This is a genomic window from Allobosea sp. 10N428, from assembly GCF_056394545.1.
This window is the reverse complement of sequence record NZ_JBFTIC010000008.1, coordinates 144,907-169,923: the sequence shown is the minus strand read 5'-3', so window position 1 is coordinate 169,923 and position 25,017 is coordinate 144,907. Positions and strand designations below refer to the sequence as shown.

General features: G+C 67.5%; 23 protein-coding genes. 13 read left to right on the top strand and 10 right to left on the bottom strand.

From position 1 onward, the window contains the following. The first annotated feature begins 50 nt into the window (after window positions 1-50). Complete coding sequence (locus AC1DDA_RS21980; protein WP_476797378.1) at window positions 51-1,037, top strand: Bug family tripartite tricarboxylate transporter substrate binding protein; 987 nt, start codon at window positions 51-53, stop codon at window positions 1,035-1,037. Between the two features lie 247 nt (window positions 1,038-1,284). Here the strand turns inward: AC1DDA_RS21980 and AC1DDA_RS21975 are convergent, their stop codons facing one another. From AC1DDA_RS21975 to AC1DDA_RS21965, 3 genes are read right to left on the bottom strand one after another with little or no spacing between them, the layout of a single operon-like run. Beyond that, window positions 1,285-2,214 carry a DUF6282 family protein gene (locus AC1DDA_RS21975; RefSeq protein ID WP_476797377.1) on the bottom strand — a complete coding sequence of 310 codons (930 nt, stop codon included), beginning with the start codon at window positions 2,212-2,214 and terminating at the stop codon, window positions 1,285-1,287. Window positions 2,215-2,225: 11 nt separating this feature from the next. Beyond that, window positions 2,226-3,146: a cupin domain-containing protein gene (locus AC1DDA_RS21970; protein ID WP_476797376.1), complete on the bottom strand. Its 921-nt coding sequence runs from the start codon at window positions 3,144-3,146 to the stop codon at window positions 2,226-2,228. A 13-nt stretch (window positions 3,147-3,159) separates the two neighbouring features. Then, entirely contained in the window at window positions 3,160-3,960 is an 801-nt protein-coding gene (locus AC1DDA_RS21965; RefSeq protein ID WP_476797375.1) for an HpcH/HpaI aldolase family protein, read from the bottom strand. 183 nt (window positions 3,961-4,143) lie between these two features. Between AC1DDA_RS21965 and AC1DDA_RS21960 the strand changes: the two genes are divergently transcribed. From AC1DDA_RS21960 to AC1DDA_RS21925, 8 genes are all read left to right on the top strand, one after another. Continuing rightward, on the top strand, window positions 4,144-5,154 hold the full coding sequence (locus AC1DDA_RS21960; RefSeq protein WP_441509301.1) for an amino acid ABC transporter substrate-binding protein: 1,011 nt from the start codon (window positions 4,144-4,146) through the stop codon (window positions 5,152-5,154). Window positions 5,155-5,245: 91 nt separating this feature from the next. Further along, window positions 5,246-6,328 carry an Ldh family oxidoreductase gene (locus AC1DDA_RS21955; RefSeq protein ID WP_476797374.1) on the top strand — a complete coding sequence of 361 codons (1,083 nt, stop codon included), beginning with the start codon at window positions 5,246-5,248 and terminating at the stop codon, window positions 6,326-6,328. A 592-nt stretch (window positions 6,329-6,920) separates the two neighbouring features. After that, window positions 6,921-8,663, top strand: coding sequence for an alkaline phosphatase (locus tag AC1DDA_RS21950; RefSeq protein WP_476797373.1), 1,743 nt, complete (start codon window positions 6,921-6,923; stop codon window positions 8,661-8,663). A gap of 28 nt (window positions 8,664-8,691) precedes the next feature. Further along, the gene (locus tag AC1DDA_RS21945) at window positions 8,692-9,159 is read left to right on the top strand and encodes a hypothetical protein (protein ID WP_476797372.1); all 468 of its coding nucleotides are present in this window, start codon (window positions 8,692-8,694) and stop codon (window positions 9,157-9,159) included. Further along, on the top strand, window positions 9,137-9,838 hold the full coding sequence (locus AC1DDA_RS21940) for an ABC transporter ATP-binding protein (protein ID WP_476797371.1): 702 nt from the start codon (window positions 9,137-9,139) through the stop codon (window positions 9,836-9,838). Before AC1DDA_RS21945 ends, AC1DDA_RS21940 begins: the two co-directional genes overlap by 23 nt. Continuing rightward, window positions 9,835-11,133, top strand: coding sequence for an FtsX-like permease family protein (locus AC1DDA_RS21935; protein WP_476797370.1), 1,299 nt, complete (start codon window positions 9,835-9,837; stop codon window positions 11,131-11,133). Before AC1DDA_RS21940 ends, AC1DDA_RS21935 begins: the two co-directional genes overlap by 4 nt. 152 nt (window positions 11,134-11,285) lie before the next feature. Continuing rightward, window positions 11,286-12,218: an acetamidase/formamidase family protein gene (locus AC1DDA_RS21930; RefSeq protein WP_476797369.1), complete on the top strand. Its 933-nt coding sequence runs from the start codon at window positions 11,286-11,288 to the stop codon at window positions 12,216-12,218. A 48-nt stretch (window positions 12,219-12,266) separates the two neighbouring features. After that, window positions 12,267-13,541, top strand: coding sequence for a M20/M25/M40 family metallo-hydrolase (locus AC1DDA_RS21925; RefSeq protein ID WP_476797368.1), 1,275 nt, complete (start codon window positions 12,267-12,269; stop codon window positions 13,539-13,541). A 3-nt stretch (window positions 13,542-13,544) separates the two neighbouring features. Here the strand turns inward: AC1DDA_RS21925 and AC1DDA_RS21920 are convergent, their stop codons facing one another. The 5 genes from AC1DDA_RS21920 to AC1DDA_RS21900 all read right to left on the bottom strand — a co-directional run bounded on the left by AC1DDA_RS21920 (window position 13,545) and on the right by AC1DDA_RS21900 (window position 18,770). Beyond that, complete coding sequence (locus tag AC1DDA_RS21920; RefSeq protein ID WP_476797367.1) at window positions 13,545-14,597, bottom strand: aldo/keto reductase; 1,053 nt, start codon at window positions 14,595-14,597, stop codon at window positions 13,545-13,547. A gap of 69 nt (window positions 14,598-14,666) precedes the next feature. Then, a complete protein-coding gene (locus AC1DDA_RS21915) occupies window positions 14,667-15,482 on the bottom strand; it encodes an ABC transporter permease (protein ID WP_476797366.1) in 816 nt (271 codons plus the stop codon). Continuing rightward, the gene (locus tag AC1DDA_RS21910; protein ID WP_441509311.1) at window positions 15,479-16,315 is read right to left on the bottom strand and encodes an ABC transporter permease; all 837 of its coding nucleotides are present in this window, start codon (window positions 16,313-16,315) and stop codon (window positions 15,479-15,481) included. The genes AC1DDA_RS21915 and AC1DDA_RS21910 overlap by 4 nt, the downstream gene beginning before the upstream one ends. A 184-nt stretch (window positions 16,316-16,499) precedes the next feature. After that, entirely contained in the window at window positions 16,500-17,630 is a 1,131-nt protein-coding gene (locus AC1DDA_RS21905) for an ABC transporter substrate-binding protein (protein ID WP_441509312.1), read from the bottom strand. A 15-nt stretch (window positions 17,631-17,645) separates the two neighbouring features. Continuing rightward, window positions 17,646-18,770, bottom strand: a complete 1,125-nt coding sequence (locus AC1DDA_RS21900; protein WP_476797365.1) for an ABC transporter ATP-binding protein — start codon at window positions 18,768-18,770, stop codon at window positions 17,646-17,648. 114 nt (window positions 18,771-18,884) lie between these two features. On the opposite strand from AC1DDA_RS21900, the gene AC1DDA_RS21895 reads away from it, so the two are divergent. Further along, a complete protein-coding gene (locus AC1DDA_RS21895; protein WP_476797364.1) occupies window positions 18,885-19,400 on the top strand; it encodes a hypothetical protein in 516 nt (171 codons plus the stop codon). Between the two features lie 9 nt (window positions 19,401-19,409). Here AC1DDA_RS21895 and AC1DDA_RS21890 read toward each other — a convergent pair whose 3' ends face one another. Together AC1DDA_RS21890 and AC1DDA_RS21885 are read right to left on the bottom strand one after the other, a co-directional pair. Then, window positions 19,410-21,200, bottom strand: a complete 1,791-nt coding sequence (locus AC1DDA_RS21890) for a chloride channel protein (RefSeq protein ID WP_476797430.1) — start codon at window positions 21,198-21,200, stop codon at window positions 19,410-19,412. A gap of 115 nt (window positions 21,201-21,315) precedes the next feature. Beyond that, complete coding sequence (locus AC1DDA_RS21885) at window positions 21,316-21,795, bottom strand: Lrp/AsnC family transcriptional regulator (RefSeq protein WP_476797363.1); 480 nt, start codon at window positions 21,793-21,795, stop codon at window positions 21,316-21,318. Between the two features lie 100 nt (window positions 21,796-21,895). Here AC1DDA_RS21885 and AC1DDA_RS21880 point away from each other — a divergent pair, with 100 nt between their 5' ends. From AC1DDA_RS21880 to AC1DDA_RS21870, 3 genes are read left to right on the top strand one after another with little or no spacing between them, the layout of a single operon-like run. After that, window positions 21,896-23,083: a diaminopropionate ammonia-lyase gene (locus AC1DDA_RS21880; protein WP_476797362.1), complete on the top strand. Its 1,188-nt coding sequence runs from the start codon at window positions 21,896-21,898 to the stop codon at window positions 23,081-23,083. Further along, window positions 23,080-23,757: a glutathione S-transferase family protein gene (locus tag AC1DDA_RS21875; RefSeq protein WP_476797361.1), complete on the top strand. Its 678-nt coding sequence runs from the start codon at window positions 23,080-23,082 to the stop codon at window positions 23,755-23,757. The genes AC1DDA_RS21880 and AC1DDA_RS21875 overlap by 4 nt, the downstream gene beginning before the upstream one ends. A gap of 57 nt (window positions 23,758-23,814) precedes the next feature. Further along, complete coding sequence (locus AC1DDA_RS21870; RefSeq protein ID WP_476797360.1) at window positions 23,815-25,011, top strand: multidrug effflux MFS transporter; 1,197 nt, start codon at window positions 23,815-23,817, stop codon at window positions 25,009-25,011. Window positions 25,012-25,017: the final 6 nt, after the last annotated feature.

Sequence of the window (25,017 nt, the reverse complement as noted above, 5' to 3'; positions counted from 1 at the left end):
CTAGTCTCCGGCCAACACGTCCGAAGAGGCGTTGTCCGGAGGAGATCTCGATGGAGCGACAGCTCTCACGCCGCAGTTTTATGGCCTCGATTGCTGGAGCCGGGCTTCTGGCCGGCCAGCGGCAGGCACTCGCCGACACCTGGCCGAGCCGCCCCACCAACATCGTCGTTCCCTTCCCGGCCGGCGCCTCTACCGATGTCGTCGCCCGGCTGCTGGCGGAGCGGCTGCGTGGCGAACTGGGGCAGGGCTTCGTCGTCGAGAACAAGACGGGCGCCGGCGGCAACATCGCGGCGACCAGCGTCGTCAGGGCAGCGCCGGACGGCTATACGCTGATGTTCTCGTCCTCGGGACCGCTCGCGACCAACAAGCTGCTCTACAAGAAGCTGTCCTTCGATCCGCTCGCCGATTTCACGCCGATCGCGTTGCTCGGCGACGTCCAGGGCATCGTTGCGGTGCATCCTTCGTTGCCGGTTTCGTCCTTCGCGGAGCTCGTCGCCTATGGGAAAGCCAATCCGGGCAAGCTGACCTTCGGCAGCCCGGGCTTCGGCCTGATGGGGCACATCACGGGCGAGCTGATCCAGCGCAAGGCCGGCTTCGAGATGACGCATGTGCCCTATCGCGGTTCGGCGCCGCTCGCGACCGATTTGCTGGCGGGGACCGTCAATGTCGCCATCGATTTCCTGCCGAGCTACATCCCGCATGTGAAGAGCGGCGCAATCCGCGCGCTCGCGGTCACCAGCGACCAACGCGCCCCGCAACTGCCTGAGGTACCGACCGTGGCGGAGGCGGGGCTTGCGGATGTCAACGCGACGGGCTGGTTCGGGCTCGTTGGCCCCAAGGGGCTGCCCGAGCCGGTGGCGACGCGCCTCGCCGCGATCACCCGCGCCTATGTCGACAGTGCCGAGGGGCGCGAAAAACTCGCAGTGATCGGCGTGCGGGCCCGCACCGGCGATGCCGCCGCTCTGCGGGCCGCACAGACGCAGGAAATCGCGCGGTGGGGGGACGTGATCAAGGCCGCGGGGATTTCACTCGACTAGGTTTTCCAGCTAACGATGGCGCAGGGATGCGCGCGGAGAACCCCTCTCCCGGATGGGAGACGGGCAGGGGCGAGGGACCGCCGCTGTTCATTGGAGCGCGGCGGTCCCGTTGTGTCTCCTGCGGTAGGACAGGCCCTCATCCCTGCCCTTCTCCCATCCGGGAGAAGGGTTCCCCGCGCCCTTCATTTTTCCAACGCTCCTACCCGGAAGAAGAGTCCGCGAGACTAGAGATGGATCGGGTTGGGTCCTAAGCACCGTCCAACCCCAGCAGCTCCGCCGCATGGCCGCCGGTCATTCGCTTGATCTCGGCTTCCGTGAACTGCAGGTCGAGCAGATGGCCGACGATCTCGCGATAGCCGTCGACCGGGCGCGGCGAGCCGACGAGGCCGAGATCGGAGCACAGCACGGTCTTCTCGACGCCGGCGACCTCGATGACGCGGCGCAGCTCCGACGGTTCGAACTTCTTCGACTTGCCTTCGACGAACATGCAGATCGAATGCTCCATCACCGCGCCGAGATCGACGAGATGGCGGATTTCCGCATCGCTGCAATGGTTGACCATGTAGGTCGGGTGATTGACGAGCAGCTTCTTCACGCCGCGCGCCCTCGCTTCCTCGAACACCGCGAAAAGCTCCGGCGTCGAGAGATGGCCGCCGGCGAGGATGATGTCGCCGGCCGCGATCAGGTCGAGGATCTGCTTGACCTCGTCGATGAGCTTGCCATCCGCGCCGAAGGCCGTCAGCGGGATCGGATCGAGCATCTTCTGCGCGGTCTTAGGGAAGGTCTTCACAGCGCCCGAGGCGAGCACGTCGATATGGTTCTTGGCCGAGAGCGTCGGCAGCCAGACGATCTTGCCGCCGAGCTTGATGGCATGGTCGACTGCATGCGGGTTGAATCCGCCCGAGGCATTGTTCAGCGCGATGCCGGAGAACAGCCTGACGCCGGTATCCGGCACGAGCTTCTCCAGCAGGATCGCATGCGCCGTGCCGAGATAGAAATGGTCCTTGTAGACGACGGCGCGGAACTTCGCCTCGGCAGCGTCCAGCATCGCCTCGTGATGGTCGAGGATGCGCGGCATCGCGGCCGGGCCGCTATGGCAATGCAGGTCAACAGCGCCGACGAGGAGGTCGGCGATCTGGCGGCTGCGCGCATCGGCATTCATGGCAGTGGCAGTCATGTCCGTGGCCCTCACGCGGTTTCGCCGGGCATCGGATAATCCGCGGCGTTGATGACCCAGCCGGGCTTCTGCGAGAAATCCAGGCGGGGTGGGGAGAAGATGTCGATCATCTGGTTCAGCCCGGGCAGGACCGAGCGCGAGGTGTGGATCGACGGCGGCGGGATGACGGTGAGCGAGGGCGCGGCCATCAGCTCGTGCTCGTCCTCGCGCCAGATCCGCATGTCCGGCGTCCAGGGCCAGCGGATGTCGTGGATATAACCGCCGTCGATGACGAGCGAGCCCTGCTCGAAATCGTCATGGTGATGCGGCGAGAGCGCGGTGATGTCGCGCAAGCCCATGCGCGGATCGAGGATGTTCACCATCAGCGTGGTGCAGCGGAAGATGCGCCCGAAGCGCCCTTCGCCGCCACTGGCATCGAGACTGTAGCTGCGGATCTTCCAGCCGCCTGTCGGCTCCGGCCAGGGCTTGAGCAGCGCGACATTGGCGTGGGGCTGCGCGTAGGAAGCCGCGTTGGAGCAGGCTGCCGCGAGATCGGGCGCGGCGCTGGAGAAGATGCGAATGAGGCGGCCCGTGCCCGTCGTCGTGATGCGCGATGCGCCCGGCGGGATGAATGCGATCGAGCCGCCCGGCACGTCGACGGTCGCGCCCCCGGCGGAAACCGTCGCACCGAGCGTCTTCTCGGGCAGGATCAGGCAATACTCGTCGGGCTGCGATGCTCGCTCCAGCACGGCTCCGGCCTCGACATCGGAATAGGCGACGATGAAGTTCTGCCCGCGCGCCAGCCAGGTCTTGAAACCGTCGCCGGCCTGCTGCGGCTCCTGCGCATAGAAGCGGGCGTAGTCGGCGCCGGCATAGGCTTTGACCGCAGGTGCCTTGGCCGCCGGCTGCGCCGACAATTGCGAGCGTGGATCGCTGGAAGGATAGTTCGACACGGGTTCGGTACTCCTATCGCGCTGCGGAGGCTTCGACCCGGCTTCGGGCTGCCTGCATTTGTGAGAGCGCGTCGGTTGCGGCCTTGCGCAAAAAGCCCTGGTCCGAAGAAAGGATGAAGGCGCTGGCGCCGCGCTCGGCGAAGGCGGCGGATTCTTCGCCATTATCCGTCATCACGCAGACCGGCTTCCCGGCCGCTTTCGCCGCCCGGAAGATCGCGTCCACAGCATCGCGAACCACCGGAGCGTCGCGATTGGGCGCGCCGAAGGCGACCGTGAGATCACCGCGACCGATGAAGACCGCATCCAGTCCCTCGACTGCGAGGATCGCGTCGATCCGTTCGATGGCCGACGGGTCCTCGATCATGGCGATGGTGGCTACGGCCGCGTCGGAGGCATCGACGAGGTCCCACATCTTCGAGCCGCCATAGCGGCCGGCGCGGGTGACGCCGGAGAAGCCGCGCCGGCCGCCGCGATAACGGCAGGCGGCGACGAGCGCCTCGGCATCGGCCACATCAGCGATATGGGGCGCGAGGACCCCGACGGCGCCGCAGTCGAGCACCGACAGGATCGCGTCCGTCGCGAGCGTGGGAACGCGGACGACTCCGGAGATGCCGGCCGCGCGCGCCGCCAGCAGCGCGATATCGGTCGCGTTGCGGTCGAAGGGGGCGTGTTCCTGGTCGACGACGACGAAGTCAAAGCCGCTATTGCCGAGGATTTCGGTGGCGTGGGCGGTGGGTGTCTTGATGAAGCTGCCGGCCAGGAAGGCGCCGCTGAGAAGGCGCTGGCGGAAGCTGTTGGGTGCGGGAGCTTGCATGCTGCAACGTGCCGGTTTCGGTTGCGGCGATGATGGCACCAGCTCTGCCGAGCGCGGCCGGAAGTTGCCGCGTTTCACGCTTCGAAATGCATTGATGCGTGCCTGCCCTTTGGTCAGAAAGGCGGCAAGATCGAGCCAGGTTCAATGAAGCGGCGGATCGCACCGTCTGAAAGGCCATCCCAAATGAAGAAGCGCCTCCTGCTGATCGCCGGCCTGCTGGCCGCCTCCGCCCTGCCTGCCGCTGCCGGTTCGCTCGAAAATGTCAGGAATCGCGGCGAACTGGTCTGCGGCGTTAGCCCGGGCGTGGCCGGCTTCTCCGTCCCCGACGAGAAGGGGCGCTGGGGCGGCTTCGATGTCGACATCTGCCGCGCGGTCGCGGCCGCCGTCCTCGGCGATGCCGGGAAGGTGCGCTACACCCCGCTCAGCCCGAAGGACCGTTTCGTCGCCCTGCAGACGGGCGAAATCGACGTCCTGTCCCGGCAGGCGACATGGACCCTCGGCCGCGATACCCAGATGGGCCTGCGCTATGTCGGCATCGCCTATTATGACGGACAGGGTTTCATGGTCCGCAAGTCGCAGAACATCGCCTCGGCCAAGGACCTTAACGGCGCCTCGGTCTGCGTGCCGACGGGCACCACGACGGAGCTCAACATCGCCGATTATTTCCGGGCGAACGGCATGAAATACGAGGGCGTCGCCTTCGAATCCGGCGACCAGGTCGCCAAGGCCTTCGAATCCGGCCGTTGCGACGTGTTCAGCAACGACGTCTCGGCGCTCTCCGCCTACCGGCTCAAGCTGGTCAACCCGGCCGAATACGTCATCCTGCCGGAGCTGATCTCGAAGGAGCCGCTCGGCCCGGTCGTGCGTCAGGGCGACGAGACCTGGACCAGCATCGTGCGCTGGTCGCTTTACGCCATGATCAATGCCGAGGAACTCGGCATCACCGCCGCCAATGCGGAGGAGCAGAAGCGCACCGGTTCTCCTGAAGCCCAGCGCCTGCTCGGCGGCAACGGCAATTTCGGCGAGTCGATGGGGCTGAAGCCCGATTGGGCGCTGCAGATCGTCAAGCAGGTCGGCAATTACGGCGAAGTCTACGAGCGCAATGTCGGCGCCGGCTCGAAGCTCGGCATCGGGCGCGGCCTCAACAAGCTCTGGACCGCCGGCGGCCTGCAATACGCTCCACCGGCGCGCTGAGCGACATCGTCCCGATCCGGCTCTGCCGGGATTTGAAAACTGGCTTGTACGCCCGGTCATCGCGCCGGGCGTGCTGCATCGAGGCGAAGCGATGTCGGTTTCGGATGTCTATCCTGCGAAAATCCTGAAGGGCTTCGCCGTCTCGCTGCTCGAAGCGGCCGGGGCGCCGTCCGACAATGCGACCCTGGTGGCCGAGGCTCTCGTCGATGCGGATATCGAGGGATTGGCCTCGCACGGCTTGCTGCACCTTCCGATGTATCTGGACCGGATCGCAGGAGGCTCCGTCGATCCACGCGCGAGGGGCGAGATCGTCGCGGATCTGGGCTCGCGCCTGACGATCGATGCCGGGAACGGGCTGGGGCAGGTCACGGCCGAGCGGGCCTGCGAGATCGCAACGGAGCGGGCCACCGCGCATGGCGTTGCGGTGGTGGCGGTGCGCAACGCCTTCCATTTCGGCGCGGCCGGACGCTTCGCGCGGAAGATCGCGCTGAGCGGACAGATCGGCATCGTCATGGCCAATACACGGCCCATGCTGCCGGCCCCCGGCGCTGTCGAAGCCGTCGTCGGCAACAATCCGCTGGCGATCGCGGTCCCGACGGGCAGAGAACCCATTACGCTGGATTTCGCGATGAGCGCGGGCGCCATGGGCAAGATCAGGCTGGCTGCCGGCAAGGGCGAGTCGATTCCGGAGGGCTGGGCGCAGACGGCGGAAGGCCAGCCGACACGGGACGCTCGAGAGGCGCTGCTGGGCACGCTCCTGCCAGCCGCGGGGGCCAAGGGCTTCGGCCTTGCCGTGATGGTCGACCTTTTGGCCGGCGGGCTCTCGGCCGGCGGCATCGGCGAGGCGGTGCAGCCACTCTATGGCGACCTCGCCCGCGCCTATGGCAGCGCCAACCTGTTCATGGCGATCCAGGTCGAAGGGTTGCGGCCCCTTGCGGAATTCGAGGCTGCCGCCTCCGGTTTTGCCGATCGCATCCGCAGCTCGCGGACGGCTCCGGGCGCCGGCCCCGCGCGTCTGCCGGGAGATCGCGCAGTCCAGGCCAGAAGCCGTTTCGACGGCTCCTCTCGCCTGGGAGGAGAAACGCTCGATGCGTTGCGCAGCCGCGCTCGCCGCCTGGGAGTCGCGATCCCCATCGCTCTCAGCGAGAGCCGGTCAAATCAGGATCGGGATTGAGCGCGAACATGCATCGCCCTGCCGCAAAGGCGGCTGCACGACCATTCAAAGCAGAAGCACGAATGGCTGGCGCGCCATTCCGATTCAAGCCTCGGCTTTCGGGCCTCTGACCGCCATGAGCATCGCATAGCCGAGCAGGCTGAACGCGACTATGCCGAGCAGGTTGAGAGCGACGTCGATCATGTTGGCAGCCTGGCGCAACGTAAGGTAAATCAATCCTTACCTGCATGCGCCCGGATGCGCCAGCCCCGGTAGCTTTATCCTTAGGTCACGCTCTCCGTCGCCAGCTTGAATGCATAGGCCAGCGCAATGAAGCCGATCAGGCCCAGCATGCTGAAAATATCCATGTCTTTTCCTCGGTGAACAGCCGCCAGCATGCCGGCCTGTTCCTAAGACAGGGGTCGCGATTTCGTTCAAATTGTTCCCAATATCGTTCGCGCCGATGCGTCCGCCTCTCGCCGCCGGGCCCCAATGACAGGCGGATGGACGGAACCGAAAATCGCGCGGCCCGGTCGCCGCGAGTTTGTTCAAACTGTCACGTTCCGGCCTTAGGCGAGGGCCACCGGCACGAGCATTTAGGCGGAGAACCACAATGCGCGCATATCAATGGCTGGCGGCGATCCTCGCCGCGGGCGTCACGGGAGGGTCGGCCGCCGCGCAGACCGTCTATCCGATCGACCGTGCCGAGATCCTCGAAGGCTCGCGCTTCGATTTCAAGGTCGAGTTCCCGAATGCGCCAACCTCGGCCGATGTGAACGTCACCATCAACGGCAAGCCGGCCGCCGAGGTGTTCGGCCGCCCGACCAGCTTCATCCAGAGCGAGGAGGGCCAGAAGCACTCCGCCCTGTGGCTGCGCGGCGCTTCGCTGCCGGCCGGCCGCTATGTGGTGGAAGCCACGCAGGGCGGCAACAAGGCGACCGTGAACTGGGACGTCTTCGCCACGGCACAGCCGCGCCGCGCCAAGAACGTCATCCTCTTCATCGGCGACGGCATGTCGGTCGCCAATCGCACCGCCGCGCGCATCCTCTCCAAGGGCTGGAAGGAAGGCAAATATGACGGCGAGCTCGCCATGGACGACATGTCCAACATGGCGCTGATCTCGACCTCGGGCACCGACTCGATCGTGACCGACAGCGCCAATGCCGCGCATGCCTACACCACCGGCCATAAATCCTGCGTCAACGCGCTCGGCGTCTACTGCGCCAAGAACGCGCTGACCCTCGACCATCCGAAGGTCGAGACCATTGCCGAGCTCGCCAAGCGCCGCACCGGCATGTCCGTCGGCGTCGTGACCAACTCCGAGATCGAGGACGCGACCCCCGCGTCGATGGTCGCCCATACCCGCCGCCGCTCGGACTTCAACGACATCGTCAAGATGTTCTTCGACGTGAAGCCCGACGTGATCATGGGCGGCGGTTCGCCGAACTTMCTGTCCAAGGCGACGCCGGGCTCGAAGCGCACCGACGATCAGGATTTCATCGCGAAGTTCAAGGAAGCCGGCTACACCCTCGCCACGACCAAGACCGAAATGAACGCGGCGGTCGCCGCCGGCCAGAAGAAGCTGCTCGGCCTCTACAACACCGGCAATATCGACGGCGCCTTCGACCTGCGCCTCGCCAAGAAGGGCACGATTTCGAAGTTCCCGGACCAGCCTGATGTCGTCGAGCAGACCAAGGCCGCCATCGACATGCTGAAGGGCAATCCCGAAGGCTTCCTGCTGATGGTCGAATCCGCCCGCATCGACAAGTACAGCCACTCGCTGGACTGGGAGCGCTCGGTTTTCGACACGATCATGCTCGACAACGCGGTGAAGGTCGCCAAGGACTTCGCCGGCGAGCGCAACGACACGCTGATCATCGTCGTCCCCGACCACGCCCATCCGATCTCGATCATCGGCACCTATGACGACGAGCGCCCCGGCCAGCAGCTGCGCGACAAGCTCGGCGTCTACAACGAGTCGCTGCCGCCGAACTACGGCCCGCTCGATGCCGAGGGCTATCCGACCGACATCAACACCTCGCGTCGCCTGGCCGTCGTCTATGGCTCGTATCCGGACACCTGCGACACCGGCCGCCCCGCCATGGATGGCGAGCGCGTTCCGGCCGTGAAGGGCCCGGACGGCAAGGCGAATATCGCCAACGAGAAGGACTGCTCGGGTCCGCTCGCCACACGCAAGGTCGGCAATCTCCCGCTCGACGCCAATAGCGGCGTCCACTCGGCCGACGACGTGATCCTGACCGCGATGGGCCCCGGCGCGGAGCGCTTCCGCGGCCACAAGCCCAACACATTCGTGTTCCGCGTCATGACCGAAGCGCTGGCTCTCGGCGGCAAGTGAGCCGATGATCGGGGCTGCGGAGGCATCCATGCGCCGGCGAAACCCCATCGTGACCATCACCCGCCGCGGGGCCGTGTTCGGCCTCGCGGCGGCGAGCCTTGGCGGGCCGGCCCGCGCCGCCGCCGAGACGGAGTCGATCTCCTTCGACGGGCTCTACAAGTCTTTCGGGGTTCTGGGCTTCCAGTTCTCCGACAGGGTCACGGCCCTGCGCGGCAAGGCCGTGCGCATGGTCGGCTACATGGCGCCGCCGCTGAAGCCGGAAAGCCATTTCTTCGTGCTGACGCGCGAACCGCTCGCCATCTGCCCGTTCTGCCAGTCCGACGCCGACTGGCCGGTCGACATCGTCGTCGTGTTCATGAAGAACGAGACGGCGATGGTCAGCGCCGGCCGCAAGGTCGCGGTAAGCGGGCGGCTGGAGATCGGCTCCGCGACCGATGCCGAGACCGGCTTCGTCAGCCAGATCAGGATCGCCGATGCCGGCTTCTCCCTCGCCTGAGGCGAGCGCGCAACGGCTCGTTCTCGCTGATATCGCACTGGATCACCGCGACGGCGATGGGCAGTCCTTCCGCGTTCTCGATATTCCCGCGCTGGTGATCGAGCCCGGCGCCGCGCTCGGCATCAGCGGCCCGTCCGGCTGCGGCAAGTCCACGCTGCTTCATCTGATCGCCGGCTTGCTGCGCCCTGGCACCGGCTCGGTGCGCTGGGGCGAGACCGAGGTCTCCAGCTTGCCGGAAGCGCGGCGCGACCGCTGGCGCAGGCAGACCCTCGGCTTCGTCTTCCAGGATTTCCATCTGGTGCCGGAGCTCGATGTCGCCGGCAACATCGCCTTGCCTGCGAGCTTCTCCTCCTGGCGCCTGAGGGCGTCCGGCCGCGAACGCGCCCTCGCGTTGGCATCCCGCGTCGGGCTGAAGGACCCTCACCCGCGGGCAGCGGTTCTCTCGCGCGGCGAGCAGCAGCGCGTCGCGATCGCCCGCGCGCTCTTCAACGCACCGCGCCTGATCCTGGCCGACGAACCGACCGCCAGCCTCGACGCCGATCACGCCGATGGCGTCGCGGACCTGCTCACCGAGACTGCGCAGGAGAGCGGCGCCACCCTTATCTGCGCATCGCATGACCCGCGCCTGCTCGCTCGGCTGGCGCAGAGGCTCGATCTCAGGGCGGGACACGCGGCATGAACCCCTGGCCGATGGTGCTGGCCGATCTGCGGGCCCTGCGCTGGACCGCGCCGGCGATCATGCTGCTCGTTGCGCTCGCAGTCGCCACCGGGATCGCGATCGGCGCGCAGGAACGGGCACTGCGCCAGGGTTCGGCCCGGGCTGCCGATGATTTCGACCTGATCATCGGCGCTCCCGGCAGCCAGACGCAGTTGCTGATGTCGAGTGTCTATCTGCAGCTCGACGCGCTGCCGCTGGTCGACGGGCGGGTCCTCAAGGCGCTGGCGCTGGACGAGCGCGCCGGGAGTTTCGCGCCGGTCGCCTTCGGCGATGTCAGCCGCGGCTATCCCGTCGTCGGCACGACGGCCGCCCTTGCCTCTCGATGGGGCCGGATCGCGCCGAGCGAAGGCCGGCTTTTCACGACGGAAGGCGAAGCCGTGCTCGGCGCCGATGTCCTTTACCGGCTGGGCGACACGATCGAACCCTCCCACGGCGTCGCCGGCCATGTGTCCAGACCCGGCCAGGCCGACGAGGAGGAACTCAGCCACAGACACGAGGGCCATGGCTATACCGCCGTGGGCCGGCTGCCGCGGCTGGGTTCGCCCTGGGACCGCGCCATCTTGGTGCCGATCGAGAGCGTCTGGGAGGTCCATGGCCTCGGCAACGGCCATGCCGAGGAGGCGCGCGGCGACGCTCCGTTCTGGCACGCCGGGTCGGGCACAGGCGATCGACGCCCGGCCGAGCAAGCCCGGATCGGGCCGCCCTTCGACGGCAAGCGCGTGCCGGGCGTTCCGGCGATCGTGGTGAAGCCAAAAAGCGTCGCCGGCGCCTATGCGCTGCGCGCGCAATACCGGCAGGGCGGAACCATGGCCTTCTTCCCGGCAGAGGTTCTCGTCTCGCTCTACGGAGCGCTCGGCGACATGCGGGACATCCTCGTCGTCGCCTCCGCCTCCAACGCGGTGTTGATCCTTGCCAGCGTCGTGCTTCTCCTCATTGCCGTGAACGGGCTGCGCCGGCGTCGCTATGCGACGCTTCGGGCGCTCGGCGCGCCGCGCTCCTATGTGCTGCTGGTCACGTGGATCGGCACGATCGTCCTGATCGCCGCGGGCTGCGTCGCCGGGCTGGTGCTGGGCGTGATCGCGACCCATGCGATCTCGGGCCTCGTCGCGGCTCGCACGGGGCTTTCGCTCTCTCCTGCGATCGGCCTGGGCGAGCTCGCGCAGGCGGGCCTGCTCTGCGTCGTGGGAAGCCTGCTCGCGCTGTTGCCGGCGGCGATCTCCTATCGAAGCCCGATCATCCAGGGCTTGAGGGACTGAGGCCTCCGCCGGACAAGCCGGGGCGAGCCTGACGCAGGGCGCCCCTTCGCCGGCAAGCGCTTCTCACGGAATGGGCGAGCCCCTACGGTCTGTGCGCCGGGCGGCCAACGCCCGGCCACGACATCGACGCGAACCTGCTCCGGAAGGCTTTCATGGCGCGCCATCACTTCGTCCCGACCCGCTATTCGAACGTGATCGGCACCCTGCCCCCGGTTCTGGAGATCGCCAGCGGCGACAGCGTGGTCACCACCACGCTCGATGCCGCCGGCTTCGGCCATGACGGCGTGCAGCAAGCGCCGCGCGGCAACCCGATGACCGGCCCGTTCTTCGTCACCGGCGCCGAGCCGGGCGACGCGCTGCTCGTTACCATCGAGCGGATGACTCCGAACCGGAAGACCGGCTGGACCTATTCGCCGCTGGCGCCTGCCGTGCTCGACCCGTCGATCCTGGCAGAACTGCCGAAGCGCGAGCGCTACGAGTGGGCTGTCGATGCCGAGGCCGGCACCGTGAAGCTCCTGGAGCCCTCCGCCCGCATCAAAGACTGGAGCTTCCCGCTCGCGCCGATGCTCGGCTGCTTCGGCGTCGCGCCGGAGCGCGGCCAGGCGATCTCGACCGCGACGAGCGGCGCCTATGGCGGCAATATGGACTACCGGCTGTTCGGGCCGGGCGCGACCATCGCCTTCCCGGTCTTCGAGGCGGGCGCGCTGTTCTTCCTCGGCGACGGCCATGCCTGCCAGGGCGACGGCGAGATCGCCGGCACCGGCGTCGAGACCTCGTTCGAGGTCGAGTTCTCGGTGAAGCTCGTGAAGAAGCTCGGGCTGCGCTGGCCGCGCTGCGAGACCGAGACCGACCTCCTGGTGATCGCTGCCGGGCGCCCGCTCGACCAGCCCTTGCAATTCGCCACCACGGAACTGCTGCGCTGGGTCGGCGAGGACCTCGGCGTCGATCCGATCGAGGCGAGCCATCTGCTGGGTCAGGCGGTGCGCTACGACATCGCCAACGTCTTCAACCCCGCCTATTGCGTCGCCGCCCGGCTGGAGAAGACTGAGCTTACGCGGGCGATGTCGCTCCTCGCCCGGGCCTGACACGAATTCGCATTCCTCCTAACGCCACCACCAAGAAGACGACCCATCATGTCCACGAATACCGCCGCCCTGAAGGCAGAGCTGCTTCAGGCGATTGACGATCGCCGCGACGAGATCGTCGAATTGTTGCGCCGCTTCCTGCGCATCAAGAGCGTCAACCCGCCGGGCGATACGCGCGAGGCTGCCGCCTTTGTGCGCGAGCTGCTCGACCAAGCCGGCGTGCCGCATCGCACCGAGTCCTTCGTGCCGGAGATGCCGAACATCATCGGCCGCTGGGAGGGCGGCAATCCCGGCCGCCATCTCATCCTCAACGGCCATATGGACATCTTCCCGGTCACCAACGAGAAGCTGTGGGAGGCCGAGATCGTCGACGGCAAGATCATGGGCCGCGGCGCCTCCGACATGAAGACCGGGACGCTCGCCTCGATCCTCGCCTACTGCAAGCTTTATCCCCATCGCGAGAAGCTGAGCGGCGCGCTGTCCCTGACCGTGGTCTCGGACGAGCAGTCGGGCGGGCGCTACGGCACCAAATATCTGTTCGACGAATTCGCAGACGAGATGGAGGCCGATTGCTGCCTCAATGGCGAGCCGAGCGGGCTTGCCAATCTGCGCTTCACCGAGAAGGGCACGCTGCGCTTCTCGCTCTCGGCCAAGAGCATCGGCGGCCATGGCGGCTATGCCCACCGGGCGCGCAACCCGATAGCGGATGTCAGCCGGCTCGTGACCGTGATCTACGACCGCTACCACCTCAAGCTGGCGACGCTGCCGCCGGAGATCGATGCGGTTCTGACCTCGCCGGAGACGATTGCCGCCGCCGACCTCAATCTCGGCAAAGGTGCAGGCGATGTCGCCCGGCGCATCACCGTCAATGTCGGTATCCTGCAGGGTGGGCAGAAGGCGACGCAGATCCCGACGCATTGCATCGCCCATCTCGACATGCGCATCCCGATCGGCTCCGACCGCGACGCGATCCGCGCCGACCTCGAAGCGCTCGCCCGCGAGGCCGATTGCGAAATGGTCGTCAACGAGGACCACAGCTATCCGGCGAGCCTGACCGATCCCTTCAGCGAGATGGCGAACATCCTGCGTGGCAACATCCGCGAGTTGCTCGGCCATGACGCGCCGCCGGTGTCGAGCTTGGGGGGCACCGACACCCGTTACTGGCGCTGGCGTGGGGTGCCCGCGCTGATCTGCGGCCCCTCCCCGATCAGCATGGGCACCGACGAGGAGCACGTCACCATCGACGAGGCGATCGCGGTGATGAAGCTTCACGTCGCCTGCGCGGTCGACTATCTCGGCGCGCCCGGCCCGGTGGCCAAGTAGGGCTCAGCCCTGGGGGACCGGCGCCTCAGCGGCGAGCAGGCCTTCGGACTTGAGATCACGCCAGAGCGCGGGCGGCACCGGCCGCGCGACGAGGTCGAGGTTGCGCTTGACCTCCTGCGGCGTGACGGCGCCGAGCACGATCGTCGCGACCGCTGGATGGGCGGCGCAGAAGGCGAGTGCCGCCTGAGGCAGGGCGACACCATGGGCGGCGCAGACGGCCTCGATCCGGGCGACGCGGGCCAGCACCTCCGGCGGCGCCGGCTTATAGTTGTAGAACGCACCGGGCTTGGCGCCGGTCGCGAGGATGCCGGAGTTGAAGACACCGGCCAGCATCACCGCGATCTTCTTCTCCAGCGCGAGCGGCAGGAATTCCGTCAGCGCGCCCTGCTCCAACAGCGAGTAGCGACCGGCCAGCATCATCACGTCGAAATCGCCTGAACGTGCGAAGCGCGCGCACATCTCGGCCTCGTTGACGCCGACGCCGATCGCCTTGACCGCGCCGGATGCGCGCAGCTTCTCCAGCGCGCGATAGGCGCCGTCCATCGCTTCAGTGAAGCGCTGCTCCATCCTGTCGCCATGGGTCCAGACATCGACGTCGTGGATCAGCAGGATGTCGATATGGTCGGTGCCGAGCCGGAGCAGCGACTGCTCGAAGGAGCGCATCGCGCCGTCATAGGAATAGTCGATCACCGCCGGGTGCGGCAGGCCGCCGGCATAGCCCGAGCCGTCATGCTTCGGCTGGCCGGCCTGCATCCAGCGGCCGACCTTGGTCGAGACGATGACACTCTCGCGCGGCACGCTGCGGAGCGCCGCGCCGATGCGATGCTCGGAGAGGCCATGGCCATAGAGCGGCGAGGTGTCGACGAGGTTGATGCCGGCGGCCAAGGCGGCGCGAACCGTGCCCTGCGCCGTCACCTCGTTGAGATGGCCGTAGAGATCGCCGAGCGGCGCGCCACCGAAGCCGATCCGGCTGGGCTGGAGCCCGGCGATCGGCCGCCCGCGCGGAACGGAATCCGGGATTGGCCCGGATGGGGGGAGTTCAACGCCGTTCGTCATCGCGGATCCGCAAGGCAGGGGGGAGCGGGAGATTTGCGGATCGCCCGGGGGCGCGCAAGCCCTCCCCCCTCAGGCCCCGACCTTGGCGAGCACATCGGCGCGCAGGAAGCGCTCGATGAACAGCATGAACAGCACCGAAGGCACCAGCAGGATCAGCGCCGTGATCGAGGCGACCTGATAGTTGCCGCCCATCGCCGCATTGTAGAGCAGCAGCGGCAGCGTGGTGACCTGCGGCACGCCGACGAAGAAGGTGCCGGTGAACTCGTCGAGCGATTCCAGGAAGACGAAGATGCCGCTGGCGATGATGCCGGGGGCAGCGAGCGGCAGCGTCACGGAGAAGAAGGTCTTGAGCGGCGGGGCGCCGATGTTGCGGGCCGCCAGCTCCAGGTCCTTGTCGACCGCCGCGAAGGCCGCGGCCGCGATCCAGACGGAATAGACCAGGCCGTGCGCGGCGTGCACGAGCACGACGGCGAAGACGGTGCCGTTGATGCCGAGCTGGTAGAAGATGCGCGCGACGTTGATGTAGATCGCGACCGATGGAAAGGCCTGCGGCAGCAGGAACACGACCATGAAGAGAGCGCGCGCCGGCAGCTTCAGCCGCGCCAGAGCGTAGCCGGCCGGGATCGAGAGCACGAGCGCGACGATGACCGTGAGCACCGCGATCCAGACCGAGGTGGCGAGCGAGGCCATGGCATCGCCGGTCGGGCGGAAGACCTGCTCCCAATAGCGCGTGCCATAGACGACCGGCAGCTTGTAGGGCGTGTACCAGCGCTCGGCGACCGACCACAGCGCCAGATTGACCAGCGGCCCGATCAGGAAGAAGGCGAAGGCCGCGAGCGCGAAGGCGCCGAGGACCATGCGCAAGCTAGAGACCGCGCGGATCATGGCGTGCCCTCCTTTGCCATGCCGCGCTTGAGGTAGATGATCGCCGCGCCGGCCGAGATCAGATAGGTGATGACGCCGAGCGCATTGGCCGTGGCGTAGTCGCCATAGGCGTTGATGCGGAAGGCCATGTCGACGGTCAGCATCGTCGGCTGCGAGCCCGCCACCATCATCGGCACCGAGAGCACCGAGAGCATCGTCACGAAGGAGAGGACGAGCGCGACGAGGAGCTGCGGCATCACCTGCGGCAGCGCGAGTTCGACGAGGACGCGCATGCGCGAAGCGCCGAGATTGCGGCCGGCCTCAAGCGTGGCGCGGTCGAGCGCGGCGAGCGCGCCGGCCAGCAGCAGCGCGACGAAGGGCGTCTGCTTCCAGACGAAGGTAGCGATGATGCCGCGCCAGTCGAGGAAGCTCACGGCCTGCAGCGGCTCCATCAGCCCCATGGCGACGAAGGAATTGTTCATCAGCCCGTTCTTGGCGAGGAAGGTGCGCATGCACTGCGCCGCGACGATGAAGGGGATGAACAGCGGCCAGCGATAGAGCGCCTTGAGCGTGCCGACGATGTAGCGGTTCTCGCCCAGCGTCAGCGTGCCGGCGATGATGATGGCGGCAAGCCCCGTCAGCAGGCAGGAGGAGAGCACGATGACGACGGTGAAGAGGATGTCGCCGGAATAGAGTTCATAGGCCTTGGCGAAGGCCTGCAGCGAGAAGCCGCCGTCCGGGCCTGTGAAGGCCGAGATCAGCGAAAAGCAGAGCGGATAGAGGAACAGCGCCGCGACGAGCGCGAGGCCCGGCGCGATCAGCAGCAGGGCGAGCTGGCGTTGGGAAAGAGACATCGAACCTGCCGCCTATACGCGAAAAGGAAAAAGGCCGTCATGGCCGGGCCGGAGAGGCCGTCATGGTCGGGCTTGACCCGACCATCTCGGCAACCAGAGCGAGCTGGTCATGAGATCCTCGGGTCGAGCCCGAGGATGACGGCGGAGGCACTCCGCGAATGACGGCCCTTCGAGAGAACGAACCTCAGTTCGCGACCTTCTTCTCGTAGCCCTCAAGGATGTCGTTGAAGTAGGGCGCGATCGGGAAGGGCTTGGCGTTCTGCGACAGGTCGGTCGGAGTGATGTCGGTGAAGAGCTTGTCCCAGGCGGCCTTGTCGAGCTTGCCTTCGAGGTTCTTGGCGTCGATGCCCGGATACCAGTTGAACTTCTTGACGATGCCGTCAGCCTGGACCTGCGGGCTGGTGGCGAGCGCGATGAACTCTTCCGCCAGCTTCTTCTGCGCCGACTTCTCCGGCACCGCATAGTACATCGGCTGGCCGGGCATGCCGGGGGAGGCGAGCTTCAGCTTCATGCTCGGCGGCAGCTTGCCGTCGGCCTGCCAGGAATAGAACATGTCGACCCAGACCGGGCCCATCGCGATCTCGCCGCGATTGAGCATGTCGAGCGTGCCGGCATTGCCGGGGGTGATCACCGCGTTCTTGTTGAAGTCCTTGAGCTCGCTGAAGGCGGCGTCCCACTTGGCCTTCTCGGCCGCGTCATAGGGGCCCTGGATCAGCTTGTTGGCGTCGCCGCCGAAGGCGTAGACCCAGCCTGCGACGAAGGCGACGCCGGACATCCCGCCCTTGATGCCGTTGTAGCCGAACTGCTTCGGGTTCTTCTTCACCCACTCCTTCAGCTCCGCGAAGTTGGCGGGCGGGTTCTTCAGCATGTCGGCGTTGTAGGCGAGCGCCGTCTGCGACTGGAACATCGGCATGACGTAGCCGGAGACATCCGAGCCGAGCGAGTTCTTGGCCGTCTCGCTGGAGACCAGCTTCGAGGTGTCGACATTGGCCGTGTACTTGTTCAGCAGCCCTTCCTTGACCATCTGGCCGGCGGCCTTCTGATGGATGACGAGCACGTCGAAATCGGTCGCGGCGGCGCCCTTCTGGGCATCGAGCTTCTCATAGATCTTCTGCGAGCCGGAATCGCCGGGGCCGGTGCCGACCGAGACGACCTTCACGCCCGGATGGGTCTTCTCGAACATCGGCCCGAGATAGTCCTTGACGTAGTCGACCATGTTCTGGTCGCCCGCGGAGGCGACGTTGAGGGTCTGCGCGGATAGCGGCGAAGCCACCATCAGCGCAGCGAGCGAGCAGGCAAGCGTGATAATGCGCATGTGTCTGACTCCCTGTCAGGCGGCGATCCCGGCCTCGGTCGCCGGGAAGATGTGAAGGCGCTGCAGCGGGATGCGCAGTCCAACCTTCTTTCCGAGTTCGTGACGGTCGGCGTCGTCGACCGTGATCTGGCGGCCGGCGGCTTCGACCTTGTAGCGGTAGATGCCACCGGGATAGGCGCGCGCGGCGATCGTGCCGGGGACGACGAGATCGCCATCGGCAGCCGTCGCATCGAGCGCGCCGAGGCTCGCGACATCGTCGCGGAAATAGGCGAGCGTCTCGCCGGCCGGCAGCGCGGCGGCGCCTTCGCCCGCAAGGGTCGCGCGGGCTTCGCCGGCAGCGACGGAAGCCCGTCCCTCGCCGCGCTCGATGCGCAGCGGCAGCACGTTCTCCGCACCCATGAAATTGGCGACGAAGGCGCTGGCCGGACGATCATACACCTCTTCCGGCGTCCCGACCTGCGCGACGCGCCCGGCCTGCATGATGACGAGCCGGTCGGCCATGGTCATGGCCTCCTCGCGATCATGGGTGACATGGACGGCGGTGAGACCGAGCCGCTGCTGGATGGCGCGGATCTCGTGGCGCATCGTCATGCGGATCTTGGCATCGAGGTTCGAGAGCGGTTCGTCGAGCAGCAGGATGCCGGGGTCGATGGCGAGCGCGCGGCCGAGCGCGACACGCTGGCGCTGGCCGCCGGAGAGCGCCGTGACCTTGCGATCCTCATAGCCGGCAAGCCCGAGAAAGCTCAGCATCTGCCCAACCTTGGCCGTGATCTCGGCCTTGGACTTGCCCCGCAGCTTGAGGCCGTAGCCGATGTTCTGCAGCACGGTCATATGCGGCCAGAGCGCATAGGACTGGAAGACCATTGCCATGCCGCGCTTCTCCGGCGGCAATCCGGCGACATCCTTGCCGCCGACGACGATCGAGCCGGAGTCGACCGGCACGAAACCCGAGAGGGAACGCAGAAGGGTCGTCTTGCCGCAGCCGGAGGAGCCGAGCAGCGCCGTGAAGCTTCCCGGTGCGAAGTCCAGATCGATGCCGTGCAGCACGCGCGTACCGCTATAGGAGACCTTGAGCGCGCGCACGCCGATGGCCGCGCCACTACCCGCTCTGGCTTGCGTTTCCGGCTGCAAGGTGCCCACTCCCCGCCTTCGTTTTTGTGTCCAGTGAATGGAATTTTTCTTCCATTCACTGGAGTGATTGAAATAAACATTACGTATGGGGCGCACTATGTGCAAGAGCTTTGTGAAACTTGGATGACAGCGCAGATACATTCTCTCTGGCTCATGGCGTCTCCCTCCGACGAGGCGATGCTGAGCGGTCTCGTCGGCGATCTGGCAGGGCGTTTCGGCACCCCCGTCTTCGCGCCACATCTGACACTGCAAGGTGACACGGCGATGCCGACCGCTGCGCTGGAGCGAGCGATCGCAGCTGCCGCGGAAACGGTCGCGGCCTTCTCGGAACCCGTCGCGCTGGTCGAGGGGAGCGAAGCCTTCTTCCGTTCGTTCTATGCCCGTTTCGCAATCTCGCAGCCGCTTGCGCAGCTGAAGCGCGCGCTCGATCCGGAAGGCCTCGACAGCTTCATGCCGCATGTTTCGCTGCTCTATGGACCTGTCGAAGCGGCGGCCAAGGCAGCTGCGATCGCGGAAGTGCATGCACGTCTCGCCGGCCGGGCGATCCATTTCGACCGGATCGGCATCGTGACGTCGGGGCAGGACATCCCGATCGCGGAGTGGCGGGTGGTCGCGAGCGTCGCCCTGCGCGCGGCCTGAGCCAGGCCGCTACTCGCCGGTCAGCTCGCGATTGCGGCGGCTGACCTCATCGCTATAGCGCTTGATCGCATGCGCCTCGCTGAGGATGCCGACGAGGCGACGGCTGTCGCGATCGGCGACGACCGGCAGCGCCTCGCTCTCCGACTCGTCGAAGAGCTTCAGCGTGTCGCGCACCGACATGTCGGCCAGCAACATGCGGTCGGGATTGCGCAGGAGATGGCGCACGGTGCGCGGCGCCGGCTCGGCCTCCGCCTCCTCGTCCAGCGCAGCGTCCGGCTCGTAGAGCGCGCCGGGCGGCACCATGCCGGCATAGGCCTCGCCGGGGCCGATCGCGACGAGATAATTGGTGGAACCCGGCGGGTATTTCAGCCGAGCTTCGGCGATGGTGGCGTCGGCTGCGATCTTCGGCACCTCGATACGCATCATGTTGCCGGCGGTGAGGTCCCGCATCCAGCCGACATCATGGGCGCCGCGGATGCTCTCGCCGCGCAGATGGAAGCGCCAGGTCGCGAAGGAGAAGCCGAACAGGCGGCGCGTGACGAGCGAGGCCGCGCCGGCCGCGCCGACGACGGCGAGAGTCAGCTTGAGATCGCCGGTCATCTCGAGCGCGAGCAGCGCCATGGTCATCGGCCCGCCGACAACCGAGACCGCAAGCGAGCTCATGCCGACGAGGGCAAAAAGGGTCTCGTGACCGGCGAGGTTCGGGAAAGCGAGCGTCAGCACGCCGATGAAGAGGCGCCCGGTCAGCACGCCGAGGAGCAGAGAGGCGAAGAACAGGCCGCCGCGGAAGCCCGAGCCGATCGATATGGAGGAAGCCAGCGCCTTGGCGACGAGCACAAGGGCAAAGAGCGCCAGATCCCGGTCCGCTCCGAGATAGAGATTGATGGCGCCATGGCCGGCCGAGAACACCGAGGGGCTCCAGATCGCCAGCGCGCCGACGAGGAGGCCGCCGAAGGCCGGCCTCAGCCATGTCGGAATCCGCGAACGCCGGAAGCCGGCCTCGACGAAGGCGGCGGCGCGCATGACGACGATGCCGGCGAGCCCGCAGGCCGCGCCCAAGAGGACGACGAGCGGCAGGTCGGAGATGATGATCGGCCCGATCGGCGGCACTTCGACCGCGAGCAGCGAGGGCGCGAGCAGGCTGTGGGTCACGGTCGCCATGAAGGTCGCGGCCATCACCGGCACGAAGGCCGCGATCGCGTAGCTGCCGAGGATGAGTTCGAAGGCATAGAAGGCGCCGGTCAGCGGCGCATCGAAGGCAGCCCCGATGGCGCCGCCGGCGGCGCAGCCCACCATCAGGCGCATGTCCGCCCGGCGCAGGCGCAAGCGGCGGCCGATATGGGAGGCGAGCCCGCTCGCGGCCTGGGTATAGCCGGCTTCCAGGCCGACCGAGGCGCCCGCGCCGCTGGAGCCGATGGTCTGCAGCGCGACGAAGACGCTGTCGCGCAGCGACATGCGCCCGCCATGCAGCGCATTGGCCTCGATCGGGTCGACCGGCTGCTTGCGTCGGCGGAAGAACAGCCAGGATGCCACGCCGATGGCGAGACCGCCGAGGATGGGGCCGACGAGCGCCCGCCAGGCGGGGATCGTCGTGGTGAGCGACAGGCGCTGGCTATGCGCGAGACCGAAGATCAATTCGTGCAGCAGCTGGGTCGCGAAGGACATCGCCAGCACGATCAGCCCGGCGAAGACGCCGACGACCGACGCCAGCACGACGACGCCGATCTCGCTCGAACGGATGAGCGCGCGCCAGCCCTGCGGCGCATCGCCCGCTCCGGCGGTTGCTGGGGTGGCTTTCACAGTGATCAAGGCAAGGCCCGTCAGGCTCGTTCGTCACATCCTCCCGCGGTCGCATATCGTCGCGGCCAGAACAAGACGCGCGGGCGATGCCGCGCCTGCGCCTGCCGCGGGACCGCTAAGAGACCGGTACGGCGAGCCCCGTCTTCACCCGGTCCATGGCGACGAAGCTGCGGAACTTGCGGATATTGGAATTGGCGAAGAAGAGCCGACGCGTCAGCGCCTCATAGGCCGCCATGCTCGGCACCAGCACCACCAGCATGAAATCGACCTCGCCGGTGACGTAGTAGCATTGCTGCACTTCGGGCGCGGCGAGGAAGGCGGTCTTGGCCGCGTCGATATCGACAGCCGTCTCGCTGACCAGCTCGACCTCGACGAAGAGTGTGATCGGATGGCCGAGCGCCGCCGGATCGACCACCGCGACATTGGCGCGGATGACGCCGCTCGCCTCCATCCGGCGGATGCGGCGCTGCACGGCCGGGGCCGAGAGATTGACGCGCTCGCCGATCACCCGCTGCGGCGTGGTGTTGTCCTGCTGGAGGATGCCGAGGATGGCGCGGTCGAAGGCGTCGAGATCGTGAGCGGCAGGCTCGGGCATGGCGCGTCCTGAGAAAGAAACTTGCATCGGCTTGGCGGAAATCCAGCGCCTATTTCGCCGCGCTTGCAATATCCATTCATGAGCAAGCACCGAGGTCGCCATGTTCCTGCTCAACCACCATCCCGACTACCGCTCCGCTCTCCATCCCGAGGATGTCGAGACGCTCGGCCCCGCCGGAGCGCATGCGATCGAGGCGCATCTCGCCCAGCGCCGGAACCATGCCCCGACGCCGCTGCACAGCCTGCCCGGCCTCGCTGCTGCGCTCGGGATCGGCGCGCTCTTCATCAAGGATGAGGGGCAGCGCCTCGGCCTCGGCAGCTTCAAGGCGCTGGGCGGTGCCTATGCGGTGATCCGGTTGGCCCTGGAGGCCGCTTCCCAGAAGCTTGGCCGCCCCCTGAGCGATGCCGACATGAACGACCCCGCCGTCCGCACCGTGGCCGCCGGAATGACCTTCGCCTGCGCGACCGACGGCAATCACGGCCGCTCGGTAGCGCAGGGCGCCGAGCTGCTCGGCGCCAAGGCGGTGATTTTCGTCCATGGCGGCGTCAGCGACGAACGCGTCGCGGCGATCGCCCGCTTCGGTGCGCAGATGGTGCGGGTTTCCGGCACCTATGACGATTCCGTCGTCGAGGCGGCGCGTGTCGCGACCGAGCAGGGCTGGACCATTGTCTCCGACACCTCCTGGGACGGCTATGAGCGCATCCCCGGTCTGGTCATGCAGGGCTACACCGCTATCGCATGCGAGGCGCTGGCGCAGATGCCAGCGCAGCCAACCCACATCTTCGTGCAGGCCGGCGTCGGCGGCATCGCGGCGGCGCTTGCCGCGCAGATGCAGACGCGCTTCGGCGATGAGCGGCCGTTCTTCACCGTGGTCGAGCCGTCGCGGGCGGCCTGCATCTTCGAAGCGGCACGGCTGGGCCGGCCGGTCAAAATCGCCCATGGCGCGCCGACCGTGATGGCGATGCTCGAATGCTACGATCCCTCGCCGCTGGCCCTGCGCGTGCTCTATCGCGCCGCCGACGCCTTCCTGACGGCGGAGGATTCCGATGCCGTCGAGGCGATGAATCGCCTCGCCCGCCCCGTCGCGGACGATCCCGCCATCGTCGCTGGCGAAAGCGGGTCGGCCGGGCTCGCCGGGCTGATCGCGGCGCTGCGCAACCCTGAAACGCGGGCGGCGCTCAAGCTCGACGCCTCCTCGCGCGTCTTCCTGGTCAATACGGAGGGCGCGACCGACCCCGTTCGCTACGCCGAGCTGGTCGGCCTCGAGCCGGCCGAGGTTGCGGCATGACCGGATCGATGCAGGTCCAGCCCGAGCGGCTGACGCTCTTTTCGCAGAGCCATTCGCCCTATGCGCGCAAAACGATCGTCTTCGCGCATGAGGCCGGCATCGCCGATCGTCTCGTCATCGTCGATCATGAAACCAGTCCCACGAACCGCAATCCGGCCGTCTTCGCGGTCAATCCGCTCGGCAAGGTGCCCGTGCTGGTCACGCCCGAGGCCGGAGCGATCTTCGATTCGCTGGTGATCTGCGACTATCTCGACGCGCTGCACACGGGGCGCAGGCCGATCCCCGCCACTGGGGCCGAGCGCTGGCAGGCGCTGCGGCTGCATTCCGTGGCGCAGGGGCTGTGCGATGCAGGCATCGCGCTGCGCTGGGAAACGCTGCGGCGGCCGGAGCCTCTGCGCTACCCGCCGCTCCAGGAGGGACAGACTGCCAAGCTGGCCGAATCCTATGACCTGCTGGAGCAGCAGGCGCCGTTCGACGGCCCCGTCGATGTCGGGCAGATCGGGCTGGCAACGGCGCTGGCCTGGCTGGAATTCCGTGCCCTGCCGGATTTCCGGGCCAGGCGCCCCCGGCTGGCGCGCTGGTACCAGGAATTCTCCGAGCGTTCCTCGATGCGTGCCACGGCCTATCACGGCGAGACACAGGACGGCCCCGCGCCGACCCCGATTGCCGGATAGCGCGTTGGCGTCGTAGCAGGGGCGCGCAGCCGGATCCGGCTGCGCCGGAGGCCGTTCATGAAGCTTCGTCCCGATACGCTGGCGATGACCGCCGTCCTCGCCATGCTGACGGCGCTCGGCCCGCTCTCCACCGATTTCTACCTGCCTTCGCTGCCCGAGATCGCGCGGGTGATGGAGACGGATGTGGCGGGCGCGCAGGCAACGCTCTCCTCCTTCCTGTTCGGCTTCGCGGCGGGGCAGATCTTCTGGGGGCCGCTCTCGGACCGCCTCGGCCGCAAGCCTGTCCTGCTCGCGGGCCTGAGCCTCTTCACGCTGGCGACACTGGTCTGCGCGCTCGCGCCTTCGATCGGGGCGCTGACATTCGCGCGGGCCCTGCAAGCGCTCGGTGCCTCCGGCCCAATCGTGCTCGGGCGCGCCATGGTGCGCGATCTCTATGACGGCCCGCGCGCCGGGCGGGAACTCGCGCGCATGGGCATGATCATGGGCCTCGTCCCAGCCGTCGCGCCGGTGCTCGGCGGCGTGCTGCAGGTCGCCTTCGGCTGGCGCTCGACCTTCCTCGCCTCGCTCGCCTTCGGGCTTGCTCTCGCCGCCGTCATCATGACCGTAATGCCGGAGACGCTGCGCGTGCGTTCGCCGCAGCCGCTCTCAGCCGTAGCGATCTTCCGCGGCTTCGGCGTCCTACTGCAGAACCGCGCCTTCCGCGTCTATGTCGCGCTGACGGCCCTGGCCTATGCCGGGCTCTTCGCCTTCATCTCCGGCTCGTCCTTCGTGCTGATCGGCATCTACGGGCTGACGCCGGTCGCGTACGGCTTCTCCTTCGGCTTCGGCGTGCTCGGCTACATCACCGGCACGATCATCGCTCAGCGCCTCGTCGGCCGGCGCGGCATGGACGGCGTCATCGCCATCGGCGTCGCCTGCCTCGCCGGGGGCGGTCTCACCATGCTCGTCGGCGTGCTCACCGGTTTCGGCGGGGCAGCAGGCGTCGTCGTGCCGATGGCGCTCTATGCCTGCGGCGTCGGGCTCACCATGCCGCAGGCCCAGGCCTCGGCGATGATGCCCTTCCCGGACCGGGCCGGCGCCGCCTCGTCCTTCAACGGCCTGTGCCAGATGCTGCTCTCGGCCTGCGTCGGGCTGCTCGTCGGCCATCTGCTCAAGAACGCGGCGCTGCCGCTGCCGCTGGTGATGTCGACGCTCGGTGTCGCCGCCCTCGTGCTGTTCCGGGCGACGCGCTCCATCCGAGGGGCGAAGGCCTAGGCCGGT